Raw genomic sequence first — 13,907 nt, forward strand, 5'->3', positions numbered from 1 at the left:
TCATGTCCGCCACCACAGATCTCACCGAGCCCGCAGTGAGCAAGGCCGAGCAGGCCGCCGACGGCACCGGTCGCCGCCGGGTCGACCTCGGGCGCTTCCGTGAACTGTCCTTGGTCCCCGCGATCCTCGTCCTCGGACTGATCGGGTTCATCGTCTCCCCGGCCTTCCTCACCGCCGACAACCTCATAGGTGTGGCCCAGCAGTCCACCGAACTGAGCCTGCTGGTGCTCGCCACGACCTTCATCCTGATCGCCGGACGGATGGACCTGTCGCTGGAGTCCACCATCGGCGTGGCTCCCGTCATCGCCGTGTGGCTCGTCCTGCCGACCAGCGGCAGCCGGTTCAACGGGCTCGGTCTCTTCCCCGAGTGGATGGCCATCCCCCTCTGTCTGCTGGTCGGCGCGGTGATCGGTGCCGTCAACGGCTTCCTCATCCTCAAGCTGCGCCTCAACGGCTTCATCGTGACCCTCGGCGCCCTGACCATGCTCCGCGGCCTGCAAGTCGCCCTGTCGGAAGGCCAGTCGATTGTCGAACTGCCCTCCTCCTTCACCTACCTGGGCAAGGCGTCCTGGCTGGGCGTGCCCGCCGCCATCTGGGTGTGCGCGCTGCTCTTCGCAATCGGTGGCAGCACGCTGGCCTGGCTCCGTCACGGCCGGGCGCTGTACGCGATCGGCGGCAACGCGGAGGCGGCCCGCACCGCCGGCATCCGCGTCGACCGCATCGTGTGGACCGTCCTCATCCTCGGCAGCGTCCTCGCCGCGTTCGCCGGCATCCTCTACAGCGGCCACTACGGCTCGATCTCCGCCACCCAGGGCAGCGGCTGGATCTTCCAGGTCTTCGCCGCGACCGTCATCGGAGGGGTCAGCCTCAACGGCGGCAAGGGTTCCGTGTTCGGCGCCCTCACCGGCGTCCTCACCCTTCAACTGGTCGTGAACGTCATGACGCTGGCAGGCGTACCTCCACTGTGGAACCAGTTCCTCAACGGCGCCATCATCATCGTCGCCCTGATCATCTCCCGGTTCGCCTCCGGCGAGAAGCAGGAATAGCCAGGTCACGCGGTTCTGCCGGCCCCGAGCCGAAGCCCGGCAGAGCCGCTGCCCCCTCACCCCCCCAGCACGGAGAGACACGCTCGTGGCACTGACGGACGACGCAATCGACAAGATCAAGGCGATGATCGTCGCCGGCGAACTCGCCCCCGGCTCCCGGCTGCCCAAAGAGGAGATCCTGGCCGCACAACTCGGCCTGTCCCGCAATTCCCTGCGTGAGGCTGTGCGGGCGCTGACCGCCATGCGGATCCTGATCACCCGTCAGGGCGACGGCACGTACGTCTCCAGTCTGGAGCCCCATCTCCTGCTGGAGACCCTCTCCTTCGCCGCCGACGTCTCCCAGGGCGCCACGGCTCTACAGTTGCTCCAGGTGCGACGACTGCTCGAACCACAGGCGACCGGGCTGGCCGCCACGCTCCTCAACCAGCAGGACCTCCAGGAACTGAGCAACATCCTCGAGCAGTCCCAGGCGGTCGCCACCGTGGAGGAATTCGTCGCCCACGACATCGCCTTCCACCTCAGGATCGTCGAAGCCGTCGGCAACCCCGTGCTGTCGATGCTGCTGCAAGTCCTCTCGACCCGCACCCAGCGAGTCCGCATCGTCCGCGGCAGCCAGACCAGCCATGCGCTCAACAATGCCCACGACGACCACAAGCAGATCCTCAGCGCACTTCAGTCACGCGACGCCCTGCTCGCCTCCGCCGCGGCGGCCGTCCACATCACGGCCGTGGAGCGTTGGCTGGCCGCCAGCCTGATCGACAACCCCCTGCAAGGAATCGACGGCTGAACTCAGTTTCCCCACCACTCGCTCCCCCTCCCACACACCGACCGGCCGGCGGCCGGCTGTGCGCGCGGAGGGTCCGGCGGCGGGGTCGGGTCCGTCCAACCCGTGGGTGCGCCGGTCGGCCCCGCCACCCGGGCCGCGCGCGAGTGGCAGGTGTGGTCCGGAAACCTGGGCCCAACGACGTGCTGTCGTTCGTCGCACCGTCGGCGAACAGCAACTGGAACTTCGACGTCATGGACTTCGCCCGGCAGGCAGTCTCCCGTGGACCGCCGAGAAAAACTGGTACCTGACCAGTGTTCAGGCGGGCGTCGAACCCTGGCAGAACGGCACGGGCCTCGCCCTGACCTCGTTCTCCTCCGCCGTCGACAAAGGCTCCTCGGGTGCCCCGGGCGGCCCCGGCGGCTCCGCGGCCTGCAGGGTGGCGTACACCACGAGCGCCTGGCCGGGCGGCTTCACCGCCGACCTCACCGTCACCGACACCGGCTCCTCCCCGATGAACGGCTGGAAACTCGCGTTCACCCTGCCCACCGGGCAGCAGATCACCAGCGCCTGGAACGCAAACGTCTCCCCTCCTCGGGAGCCGTCACGGCGAGCAGCGTCAGCCACGACGAGCAGATCACCGCCGGCGGCCCGGCGTCCTTCGGCTTCCAGGGCACCTACGGCGGCACCTTCGCCGAGCCCTCCGGTTCCAGCCTCAACGGCACCGCCTGCACCACCGCTTGATCTGCGCCCTCCCACACCGGGGCCCGCCCGCTCCTGGCCGACTCCGTCGGCCGGCGCCACGCGACCCAAGGCTTCCGCGGCCAGGCCAGCGGCGCGGTCATCGGCCACCCCGCGGACGGCTCCGGCGAGCCACTCCTGGAGCTCGAAGATCGCCATCGTGAAGCGGCGTCGGCGGACGGCTCCGTGCCATTGCACGCCCGCGAGGCGTCAACCGCAGGTGAACGGAGGACTCTTGTGGAACCGGCGCCCGGTCAGCGTCTTGATCCGGGCCAGCGTCCACGTCCGGTCCGGCCAGCCGTGCGCGACCGGCCCCTTGGCGAGCTCCCGCTCGAGCACGGTGAACAGGGCCTCGCTCAGCCTGGGCCGTGACACGGGCCCGGCAGAGCGCAGTCCCTGGGGGCCGGCGTCCTGCCAGGCCCGGCGCCGGCGCTGCGCGACGATCACACATCGTCAGCCTCAGCGACACCACGCCGCAAGAATCAGCAACAGAACCCGCCATAGATCCGATGTATGGCGGGGATCCAGTCATGTTGGTCCTTCATATGGGCGCTTAAATCGATTGAACCGGGAGGAACTCTGGACAAGCAGGGTTGCGGTGCCTGTTAATACATCCGATGTCCAACGAGGTCACTTCGAGCTCGGCTGGGCACGAGCCGCTGCAGACCGCTGTCGGTGCTGTGCGCACCGAGCAGCCAGCCTCCCTCGCTTCAGGAGCCGCACCATGTCTTCCGCACCCCTCAGCCGACGCTCGCTGATCAAGGCCGCCGCGCTCGCCGGCGGCACCATGGCATTCGGTCTGCCGCAGGCCCTGTGGCCCACCACCGCCGAGGCCTATACCGTCAACTCAAAGCTGGACTGGTGGTACCAGGCCCGCTTCGGAATGTTCATCCACTTCGGGTCCTACTCCCACCTCGGGAAAGGCGAGTGGGCGTTCAGCGGTGGCTGGAGCAAGTCAGCCTGGCAGACGCAGGTCACCAAGGGATTCAACCCGGTCAGCTTCAACGCCACCCAGATCGCCGATCTGGCCAAGAACGCTGGCATGAAGTACATCGTGATCACCGCCAAGCACCACGAGGGCTTCGGCATGTGGGACTCCAACGTCCCCGGCTTCACCGACACCACCGGCACCAAGCTGTACAACCTGCACGACTACATCGGCTTCCAGCGCGACCTGCTGGGCGAGCTGAAGGCCGCGTGCGACGCCCGGGGCATCAAGTTCTGCCTCTACTACTCGATCATCGACTGGAACCACCCCTCGCAGACCATCGACAGCCACTTCTCCACCATGTCGTCGATGACCGCCCGCACCAACTACATCAACGACATGAAGGCGCAGCTGACAGAGCTGATGAACGCCTACAACCCGGCCCTGCTGTGGTTCGACGGCGACTGGTGCGGCAACCCCTCCACGCCCACCCTCACCGACTGGTGGACCCAGACCGACGGCCAGAGCCTGTACAACTGGCTGACCCAGACCTGGCCGAACGTCATCGTCAACGAACGCGTCAAGCGTGACTGCGGCCTGGGCGACTACGCGGTCGCGGAGTTCGGCTTCCCCAGCGCGCCGATGGACCGGCAGTGGGAGTACTGCGCCACCATGAACAACGCATGGGGCTACAACAAGGACAAGGAAACCCTCTACAAGTCGTCCCAGTACTTCATCCAGGAGATGGTCACCTGCGTCTCCCGGGACGGCAACTACCTGCTGAACATCGGCCCCGACGGCGGCTTCAACGCCGATGGCACCGCGAACGACGGCCACGTCACACAGGGCTCGGTGAACATCCTCAACGACCTGGCCTCCTGGATGGCGATCTACTCCGACAGCGTCCACGGCACCAGCGGCAGCCCCTTCGCCACCGAGCCGTCCTGGGGCAAGATCACCAAGAAGAGCGGCAAGCTGTTCGCCCACGTCTTCACCTGGCCCACGAACGGCACCCTGCAGATACCTGCGGTGTACAACACGATCAATCGCGTCTATCTGATGAACAACCCCTCCGTCTCGCTGAACTACTGGGTCAGCGGCGGCCAGATCAATGTCCAGTTGCCCACCACCGCGCCCAACGCGAACGACTCCGTGGTATGCGTGGAGGTCACCGGCATGCCGGCCGTCCTCGCGGGCGGCGTCTACACGTTCGTCTGCGCCCAGAGCGGCAAGGCCCTCGACAACGCCAACGCCACCACCGAGGGCAACCAGTGCGTCCAGTGGACGCCCAATGGCGGCCCCACGCAGCAGTGGACGGTCACCGACCTGAGCCACGGCTACTACAAGCTGGTCTCCGTCCGCAGCAGCAAGGCGCTCGACAACAACAACAGCACCTCCGACCAGTCAATTGTGGTGCAGCGGACCGACAACAGCAGCTGGCAGTGGCAGCAGCAGTGGGCCATCACCTCGCTCGGCAACGGCGGGTACCAGCTCGTCAACCGGGCCAGCGGCAAGGCGCTGGACAACGCCAACACCACCCTTGAAGGCAACCCGGTCATCCAGTGGACCAAGGGCACCGGCCCCACCCAGTGGTGGACCGCGACCAAAGTCGGCTGAGCACCGGTGAACGGATGACGGAGCCGGTCGGGGCCGCGAGTCGGCCGCGACCGGCTCCGTCAGTGCGCGCACGCGGCGACCCCCGGCTGAGAAGCCGTGTCGCAGCCGCGACCGGACAGGTCGATCTCGAAGAACAGCTCGCCCAGCCGCTGCGGGGCCAGGAGCCATGGGGCGGGTCTGCCCGCCCACATCCACGGCCAGGCGGTACGCAAGGCTCTTCGGGGACGCGGCCGGCGGGGCTGACGCTCCCGCGGCTGTGCCGGGCCAAGCGCACGCCGTCGCAGGTCTGGGCAGGTCTGAGGTTCCTGCGGAAGGTCGCGGTCGGGGGAGGCTTTCCGCCGCTGATGCACAGCCTGCACCTCTCCCGGTCTCGACCGGAGCGGTGAAGCGAACTGACCACCACGTGGCAGGCAGCAAGCGGCTGACCAGGGAGTTTCCGTCCGACGGACGTCCTATTGCCGGAGTGGAAGCGACATCGTCAAGCAGTACTTCGTGGCTTGCCCTGGGGGAACGTCGAGCGGTGGGAGTGTAGCGGGCGGGCAGTTGTCACGGGCGGTTTCTGCCTGCCCGCCCCTCGAAGTGCGCGGACCGCTCGCGCCGATGGCCCGCAGAATCAGCTGGCAACTGGCCGAAAGCGCTGGCCACTCAACGCCCAACGGGCTGCAGCACCTGCTCGGTCGCGCCCGCTGGGACTCCCGACGGGATCCGCGACGACCTGCAGGTCTTCGTCGCCGAACGGCTCGGCCGTCCCGACGGGGTACTGATCGTGGACGACACCGGGTTCCTGAAGAAGGGCACACCACCTCCGCCGGCCGCGCTCTGGTGGACCGGGTGCTGTACCTGCCCAAGTCCCGGACCGACGACCGTGGCCTCTGCAGCGCGGCGAAGGTCTCCGACGAGCGGGTGTTCGCCACCAAGAACACCCTCGCGGCGACGATGGGCCGCAGGGCACTGTCCTCGCCGCTGCCGGTCGCCTGGGTGACCGCAGACGCCGCCCACGGACAGGACAACCGCTTCCGCCGGATGCTGGAAATATCCGGCGTCGGCTACGTCCTCGCCGTCCCGAAGTCCCAGTTCTCGCTGGCCGGACCACGCATCGACGCGGTGTTCGCGCAAGCCCCCGACCAGGCGTGGGAGCGCCTGATCCACCGCGGCCGTGCGGCTCACGCAGGACCGCGATGCGGTAGCTGTACGGGTCCCACCGGTTCCCGCACAGCGAGTAGTGCCGGACCGTCCCCTCGGGCAGCACGAGTTCGATGTGGGAGCCGGGAGTCCAGTCGGGCAGCCGGGCACCCGCCGGGTGGACGAGCGTCAGCGCGGCCACGCCTTCGGCCACGATCTCCTTGGCGGAGATCTCCAGAGTCACGTCCACGTCGTCGCCTCCTGTCGTCGGGTTCCCGGAAGGATGCGCGCGGGCCGGCAGGAGGCGCGACGGCACTCTCATTCGGTGAGAGACGAAGTTGCGAGCGGGAGGTCATCTCGTAGGGGCCGGTGGCCGCGAGGGAGGCGTGGGCGGCGATCCATGTCCGCACCTCGTGGGCGGATCCTCCGCCCTCCTTGGCCATGTCCTCGACACTCCAGGAGGTCTGCTGCCTCTGCCGGGGTTCGGGTTCGCCCGTCCCGATGCCGATGGCGGTCCCACCACGGCCGGCTGCCGGCGTGGGGCATGTTCGGCATCCCACCGGACGACGACGGCGAGGTCGGGCAGCGACCACTGCCCGACCTCGCCTGACGGGCCTCCCGCCCGTAACGCCTGGGACCGACCCGGATCAGCAAAGGTCGGCCTGCCGGACGCCGAGGTGCCTCAGTGCGGAGCGTGCGGCCCCGGCACCGCACATGCCGTGCGCTCCGGGGCCCGGCGGGGTGGCGGCCGAGCACAGGAACACTCCGGGCAGGCCGGTGGCGTACGGGTCGCGTGCGAGGCGGGCGCCGAGCACGAGCCGAGGGATGGTCTCCGCGCCGGTGAGGATGTCGCCGCCCGCGAAATTGGGGTTGGCGGCCGCGAAGTCGGCGGGCCCTGTGGCGTGCAGGCCGACGACGCGCTCGCGGGTGCCGGGGGCGAATCTCTCCAGCTGGCTCAGGATCGCCTCGGTGGCGTCGCCGTCATAGCCATGGGGAACGTGGGCGTAGGCCCAGACCGGGTGTACATCGCCGACCGACCGCGACGGATCGGCCAGATACTGCTGACCCACGAGAACGAACGGGCGCTCCGGCATCCTCCCAGCCGCCACATCCCTCTCCGACTGCGCGACCTCCTCCAGAGGACCGCCGAGGTGCACGGTCCCGGCGCTGCGCGCGTGGATGTTCCTCCAGGGCACACCGCCCGCCACGGCCAGGTCGATCTTGAACGCGGCGGGGCCACGGCGATACCGCCCGTAAGTGGCGCGCACGCGGGCCGGGAGACGGTCGCCGTAGATGCGCGCCACCTGGCCGGGGTCGAGATCGAGGAGGGTCACGTCGGCGGGCGGGATCTGGGTGACGTGCGTGACGCGTACGCCGGTCTCGACCTTGCCGCCGTGTTCGCGCAGCACCTTCTCCATGCTGAGGGCGATACTGCGCGAGCCTCCCTCGGCGACGGCCCACCCGGCGGCGTGGCCGGCGGTGAGGATCCCCAGGCCCACCGCCGAGCTGAGCGGGAGGGACAGCGGGCGGTAGGCGTGTGCCGCGACTCCGGCCCACAGGGCGCGGGCCTGGGGGGTTCGGAAGACACGGGCCAGGACGGTGGCCGGCAGGAGCGTCGGCAGACCGAACCGTGCGAGCAGCAGCGGGTGTGCCGGGACTTTCAGCAGGGGCCCCATCACGTCAGCGGCGAGCGCATCCCAGCGGCGCACCGACGGTTGAAGGAGGGCGAGGTAGCGGTCGTGGTCGGCGCCGAGCAGGCGTGCTGTCTCGGCCACGGAGCGCAGGAGCACCCCTGCCGATCCGTCATCCAGGGGGTGCACGCAGTCGATCTCCGGCAGCCGCCACCGCAGCCCGTGACGTTCGAGGTCCAGCGACCGCAGAGCCGGTGAGGTGACCGCCATGGGATGGATGGCCGAGCAGTGGTCGTGCACCAGCCCGGGCAACAGCGCCTCGTGGCTGCGGGTGCCGCCCCCGGCTTCCGCCGCGGCTTCCAGGACGGTGACCTTCACTCCGGCCTTGGCGAGCAGGGCCGCGGCGGCGAGCCCGTTGGGCCCGCCGCCGACGACGACGGCCGTCGTCATGACGCCGGGTCCGCGGACAGGTCGCCGGTGCCGGACTTCCCCGTCACCGCGGGCGGCAGAGCACTGGGCGTCGGACAGAGCGGGCCGAAGGACTCCACGTCGTGGACGGGGTAGCGCGGGCCGTCGGTGGGCCAGGGCTGGCGGTCCAGCATGTCGCGCACCTTCACCTGCCCCTTCTCGAGCAGGCCGAGGGCGGCGTCGTGGACCTCGTAGGCCTGGGTCTGCCGGTGGAGGGGCTGGCCCTCCAGGGCGATCAGCCTCACCTCACCGGGTGCAAAACCGCACCGGGCCTGCACGGCGCGGAGCAACTGGGCACCGTGGAAGTGGCCTTCGCCGAAGTTCCAGCCGATCGCGAAGCCGGCGATGAGCTCCCCGTCCACGGCGACCGTGTCGGCCTGGCCGTCGGTGACGCGGTCGACGAGTCCGTTGTGGGCGCGGCCGTGGGAATGCATGGACCTCCAGGCCGGCGTCTTCTGCCCCATGATCAGAGCGGTGTCGGCGTCGTAGAGGCGCTCCAGCTGGCGGCTGGGAAGCCGGCAGGCCGTGGTGAGTCCTGCCTCCAGGCGGTCGAGAGCGTCGCCGGTGAAGATCCAGGTGCTGGTCGCCCAGTTGCCGGCGTAGTAGCGCATGGCCGGCAGGAACGACACCAGGTCGGGTCGCATGTTGCCGAGCAGGGGCACGAACAGCAGGCTCGGCAGGAGGACGGCGAGCAGCCACGGGGAGTCCAGCTGCCACACGGTGACGTCGGTGTGGGCGCCGAAAAGGTAGAACAGCGAGAAGATGAAGAGGATGTTCCACTCCAGCGGCACTCCCATCGGCACGGTGGACAGGATGTTGAGGTGGAAGACCGCCATGTAGATCAGGGCCACCCAGCTCCCGAGGCCGCCGTCGGCGAAGAAGACCAGGTAGAGGGGAACAAGGTACTCGGTCGCCGTACCGGCATGGGCGAGCAGGAACGGCACGCGCGAGGGACGCAGGTCGTGCGGCGGGTCGCGGTACAGGAGCCGCTTGGCGCGGCGCGAGCGCAGAACGGGCGAGTTGCTCATCATCGTCGCCACCACGTAGGGGAAGTGGTGGTTGAGCTTGGAGGTCGCCGCGCCCCACCAGATCGCCAGCATCACGAGCTTGAACCCGATGAACATGTCGCTGTAGGGGAAGAAGAAGATCAGCAGCGACAGCCAGTACTGCTCGCCGCGGGCCGCGAGGAAGACGGTCTTGTCGCGCAGTCCCAGCACCGCCAGGCAGGCGATGAGCGGGACCGCCGCCAGCGGGTCGAGCAGACCGACATGGCCGAAGCCCTCGACGGCGCTGCCGTCACCGGGCCGGCTGAGCAGCCATACACCCGAGACGAGCACGGCGGCGTACAGCAGGACATCGGCTCCGGTACGACGGTCGCCGCGCGTCAGCGGCACCTTGTCCGGCCACGGTGGGAGCCGGATGGTGTTCGGCCGGAGCCAGTACAGGATCGAGCCGATCGGGGGGTTGAAGCGTGCGGTGAGCGGGCCGGACCCGCAGCCCAGGCCGATCACCTCCCACAGGAGGGTGAAGACCACGAGCTTCTGGTAGAAGATCGGGTCGGACCACCAGGAGGAGAGGTCGGCGAGAGATCCGATGCCGGGCGTGAGTGAGATGACGTACGCGGCACCGGCCGCGTACAGCAGGCACTTGGCCACATAGAACAGGTAAACCGCGGACGGGACGCCGAAGCCGTGCTCGACCCAGTGCCGGGTGAGCACCTTCAGCCGCTCGCCGCGCGGCATGGTGCGGAAGAGGCCGGCGTCCACGCTCGGCAGGTCGGGTTCGGTGAATCCCACGAGAACCTCACATGTTGTGTCGAAGGGCCGCTGCGCGGCTCAGCTGGCGCTCCGAAAGGCGGCGGCGCAGAGCCGGCTTGTCGATCTTGCCCACGGGGTTCTTGGGCACCTCGGGGACGATGACGATCTCGTCCGGGATCTTGCAGGGGGCCAGCCGGGCGGCGAGGAACTCCCCGACCTCGGCAACGGAGGGTCCGGCGCCCTCACGGACCGAGACGAAGGCGACCGGGATCTCGCCCATCACCTCGTCCGGACGCCCCACCACGGCGGCCTCCAACACTCCGGGGTGGTCGTGCAGGACGGTCTCGATCTCCTTGGGGTAGATGTTCTCCCCACCCCGGATGATCATGTCCTTCACCCGGTCGACGAGGACCAGGTAGCCGTCCTCGTCGAGTCGGCCGATGTCCCCGGTGTGCAGCCAGCCGTCCCGGATGGTCTTCGCGGTCTCCTCGGGCCGTCCCAGGTAACCGCGCATGACCGTGGAGCCGGAGATGACGACTTCGCCGACACCGCCGTCGGTGACCAGCCGGCCGTCCCTGCCCATGATCGCCACGCTCTGGCCGGGCAATGGGAGTCCGACCGTGCCGGGCTTGCGCACGCCGTCGACCGGGTTGGCCGTCGAAGCGCAGCTCGCCTCGGACAGGCCGTAGCCCTCGACGAGTTTCACCCCGTAGCGCTGTTCGACCGCCTTGATGAGCTGCGGAGGCATCGGCGCGGCGCCACAGATGACGACCCGCAGCGAGGACGTGTCGGGCCGCACCTCGGGCGGCAGGTTCGCCAGCATCGCGTAGATCGCCGGGACCGCGGAGAAGTACGTGGGGCGGGCCGCCTCCACCGCCGCGAAGAAGTTTCTGGCGCTGAACCGCCCGACGATGGTGGCCCGGCCCCCGGCGCGCAGCGGCGACAGGACGCTGACGATAATGCCGTTGACATGGAACAGGGGCAGGATCAGCAGACTGTGGTCGTCGGCGGTCAGCTTCATCGACTCGACCATGGCCGCCGTCATCGCGTCGATGTTGCCGTGCGTGAGCTCGACGCCCTTGGGACGCCCTGTCGTGCCGCTGGTGTAGACGACCAGGGCGAGGTCGTCCAGGCCGGCGTCCAGGTCCGCGGGAGTACTCGGCAGGTCGGCATCAGGAGCCCGCCCGGCGAGTTCGTCGAGGGTGAGCACGGCGGCGGAGTCGGGCAGCTCGCCGTGGGGTGCCGTCGCCTCGACGATGACGAGCTTCGCCCGCGAGTCCTTGAGCTGGTAGCCCGTCTCCACGGCCGTCAGCGCCGGGTTGACCGGGGTGAGCGCCGCTCCCACGCGCCAGGCGGCGAACATCGCGACCACGAGCTCGGCCCGGTTGGGCAGCTTGACGGCGACGACATCGCCCCGGCCCACACCCCGGCCGGCGAAGTGACGGGCGTAGTCGTCGATCAGGTCGTCGAAGGCGGCGTTGGAAAGGCGGCCGTTGGCGTCGTCGCCGACGGCCGGGGCATCCGGGTCTTGTGCGCGGCGCACGGCAGGCAGACGGCTCAGATTCATGGGCATTTGTCCCTTGAGGGTGATTTGATCAGCGAAGCTCAGGCGAAGGTAGACCCTCCGGTGTGACGACAGCCACGGGTCCGCGCCACGAGACACGTGCGACTTTTCGTGCTCCGGGCATGAACACGCTGCCGGGGCCGCGTCCTAGCATGTGAGGTATGGCCGCAGAACAAGTGCTGGTCGCCCGGGTCGCGGACCGCCTGTGGGAAGCGCGTGACAGCCTCATCGCAGGCATCATGCAGATGACGCGTGACCAGATCAGCGTGCTCCAGCACGACGCCGCCGCGCGGTCCCTGCTCGAGGCCAGCATCACCGAGAACGTCGTAGCCGGACTGAACTTCCTGCGCCAGGGCATCGACGTCGCGTATGTGGAGGCCCCGACCGCGGCACTGGCCTACGCGCGCATCCTGGCCCAGCGCGACGTCTCCCTCTCCGCACTGCTGCGGGCCTACCGCATGGGCCACTCCCAGGTCCTGGACCTCGCCTTCACTGTCCTGGACGACCTCCCCGCCGAACAGCGAGTCCCCGCGCTCGTCGCGGTGGTCCAGCGGTCGGCGGAGTTCATCGACCAGGTCACCGAACAGGTGGGCCGCGCCTATGAGCTCGAACGCGACCGGTGGGTGGCCAGCCGAAGCGGGGTCCGTCAGCAGTGGGTCAACGAACTGCTCGGCGGCGGCCCAGCCGACCGCGGCGCGGCCGAACGGGCACTGCGCTACCCCCTGGACGCGGTCCACCTTGCCTGCGTGCTGTGGCCGGCCGGAAGAATGACGTCGTTCGACCTGGTCCCCGCCGTCGAGGAAGCCCGTGCACACCTGGTCTCCGTACTCCGCGCCCGCGCCTTTCTGGTCGTCCCCACCGACGAGCGTGAGGCACGGCTGTGGCTCGCACTGCCCGAGGGAGCCGACGTCACACTCGGTGCCCTGGCACCTCCGGCGGAGACGCCTCTCCACGTGGCCATCGGACGGCCGGGCACCGATCTGGCCGGCTTTCGCGCCTCGGCGCGCCAGGCCGCCCGGGTCAAGGAGATCACTGTCATGCGCCTCGGCCAGTCCGAGCTGAAGGGAGCCACGGCCCGCCGTCCCGTAGAGCCACAGTGGGTGCGCTACGACGACATCGCACCGGTTGCCCTCATGGCCGGTGACGTGGAGGCCGTCCGGGACTTCACGGCCACGGCGCTGGGAGACCTGGCGGAAATCAGCACGCGCAATGCCATGCTGCGCGAGACGCTCCGGGCGTTCCTCACCCATCACCGCAGCCACGCTGCCACGGCAGAGGCGATGAACCTGCACCGCAACTCGATCCAGTACCGGGTGCAACAGGCGACGGAACTGCTGCCGGGAGGAGCCCGGAGCCTCGAAGACGACTTCAACGTCCGCGCCGCACTCCTGGCCGCGCACTGGCTCGGGGAGTGGGCGCTGGCCTGACGCCCCCACGGCCTGAGTCAGCTTGTGGACAGCTCCTGTTCCGCCCAGATGGTCTTGCCGTACGAACTGTGCCGGGTCCCCCAGCGCTGGGTGAGCTGGGCGACGAGCAGCAGTCCACGGCCGCCTTCGTCGAAGAATCGGGCACGGCGCAAGTGGGGGGCGGTGCTGCTGGCGTCGGAGACCTCGCAGATGAGGCTGGTAGCTGTGCTTCCGGACGGCCCGTCGAGCGTCTGTGGAAGGATCAGCCGCAGCTGGATCGGGGGCAGGCCGTAGCGGATCGCGTATGGCCTACGAGTGGCAGGACACCCGACCGGGACGGTCTGCGAGCGGCGAGGGCGGGCAGCGGCGGTCGCGTCCCGCGAAGTGGTGTAGTGATGTGGAGTTCACGACTCCGCAGGTCGCGAGCACTGACAGGACCGACGTCCGGGCAGAGGCCGCTCCGGCGGCAGGGAACAGCATTGACACCACCCGAGGGTCCTCGACGGTGCTTGCCGCAGAGGCGGTCGCCGGAGCGAAATGGTCCGGATCCCTACACCACTTGGCGGGACACCATCTCCAGTTCGGCGTTGGTGACGGCGAGCCGACCGAGGCTGTACTGATGTCGGCGCCGAGAAATGGCGGTTCCGGTGGTGTACCGGATGTTGCGAGAGCGCTGGCTGCCGCGCGAGGCAGCGGGGCCTCTGCCACGTGGCCCGACCACCGTGCGGCTCCTGGACGGCCCCTGAAACGCTCGGCAGGTCGGTTTCGGCCAGGAACCGTCAATCCCGCGGCGTCTCGCATCAGCCGTCCCGCCTGAAGATATTTCCGCAGGACATGATCACGAAGGGCGATCGCAACCAGCAG

11 protein-coding genes and 1 pseudogene are annotated in these 13,907 nt (G+C 69.1%); 6 read left to right on the forward strand and 6 right to left on the reverse strand.

From position 1 onward, the window contains the following. The first annotated feature begins 2 nt into the window (after positions 1-2). The 3 genes and pseudogenes from U5640_RS05495 to U5640_RS05505 form a co-directional block, all read left to right on the forward strand. On the forward strand, positions 3-1,046 hold the full coding sequence (locus U5640_RS05495) for an ABC transporter permease (protein ID WP_340374660.1): 1,044 nt from the start codon (positions 3-5) through the stop codon (positions 1,044-1,046). A gap of 85 nt (positions 1,047-1,131) precedes the next feature. Next, a complete protein-coding gene (locus U5640_RS05500; protein ID WP_340374661.1) occupies positions 1,132-1,833 on the forward strand; it encodes an FCD domain-containing protein in 702 nt (233 codons plus the stop codon). An 84-nt stretch (positions 1,834-1,917) separates the two neighbouring features. Continuing rightward, positions 1,918-2,553: pseudogene (locus tag U5640_RS05505) on the forward strand (cellulose binding domain-containing protein); the annotation flags it as partial. Between the two features lie 207 nt (positions 2,554-2,760). Here U5640_RS05505 and U5640_RS05510 read toward each other — a convergent pair. Then, a complete protein-coding gene (locus U5640_RS05510) occupies positions 2,761-2,997 on the reverse strand; it encodes a hypothetical protein (protein ID WP_340374662.1) in 237 nt (78 codons plus the stop codon). Positions 2,998-3,274: 277 nt separating this feature from the next. On the opposite strand from U5640_RS05510, the gene U5640_RS05515 reads away from it, so the two are divergent. Next, complete coding sequence (locus U5640_RS05515) at positions 3,275-5,095, forward strand: alpha-L-fucosidase (RefSeq protein WP_340374663.1); 1,821 nt, start codon at positions 3,275-3,277, stop codon at positions 5,093-5,095. A 59-nt stretch (positions 5,096-5,154) separates the two neighbouring features. Here the strand turns inward: U5640_RS05515 and U5640_RS05520 are convergent, their stop codons facing one another. After that, entirely contained in the window at positions 5,155-5,307 is a 153-nt protein-coding gene (locus tag U5640_RS05520; RefSeq protein ID WP_340374664.1) for a hypothetical protein, read from the reverse strand. Positions 5,308-5,695: 388 nt separating this feature from the next. On the opposite strand from U5640_RS05520, the gene U5640_RS05525 reads away from it, so the two are divergent. Next, a complete protein-coding gene (locus U5640_RS05525) occupies positions 5,696-6,580 on the forward strand; it encodes a transposase (protein WP_340374665.1) in 885 nt (294 codons plus the stop codon). A 284-nt stretch (positions 6,581-6,864) separates the two neighbouring features. Here the strand turns inward: U5640_RS05525 and U5640_RS05530 are convergent, their stop codons facing one another. From U5640_RS05530 to U5640_RS05540, 3 genes are read right to left on the reverse strand one after another with little or no spacing between them, the layout of a single operon-like run. Next, complete coding sequence (locus U5640_RS05530; protein ID WP_340374666.1) at positions 6,865-8,298, reverse strand: NAD(P)/FAD-dependent oxidoreductase; 1,434 nt, start codon at positions 8,296-8,298, stop codon at positions 6,865-6,867. Next, entirely contained in the window at positions 8,295-10,112 is a 1,818-nt protein-coding gene (locus U5640_RS05535) for a DUF3556 domain-containing protein (RefSeq protein ID WP_340374667.1), read from the reverse strand. The genes U5640_RS05530 and U5640_RS05535 overlap by 4 nt, the downstream gene beginning before the upstream one ends. A gap of 7 nt (positions 10,113-10,119) precedes the next feature. Beyond that, positions 10,120-11,640, reverse strand: a complete 1,521-nt coding sequence (locus U5640_RS05540; RefSeq protein WP_340374668.1) for an AMP-binding protein — start codon at positions 11,638-11,640, stop codon at positions 10,120-10,122. 158 nt (positions 11,641-11,798) lie between these two features. On the opposite strand from U5640_RS05540, the gene U5640_RS05545 reads away from it, so the two are divergent. Further along, on the forward strand, positions 11,799-13,064 hold the full coding sequence (locus tag U5640_RS05545) for a helix-turn-helix domain-containing protein (RefSeq protein WP_340374669.1): 1,266 nt from the start codon (positions 11,799-11,801) through the stop codon (positions 13,062-13,064). Between the two features lie 17 nt (positions 13,065-13,081). Here the strand turns inward: U5640_RS05545 and U5640_RS05550 are convergent, their stop codons facing one another. Then, positions 13,082-13,216: an ATP-binding protein gene (locus tag U5640_RS05550; protein WP_340374670.1), complete on the reverse strand. Its 135-nt coding sequence runs from the start codon at positions 13,214-13,216 to the stop codon at positions 13,082-13,084. Positions 13,217-13,907: the final 691 nt, after the last annotated feature.

The sequence above is a fragment of the Streptomyces sp. SS7 genome (genome assembly GCF_037993025.1).
GTDB lineage: Bacteria > Actinomycetota > Actinomycetes > Streptomycetales > Streptomycetaceae > Streptomyces.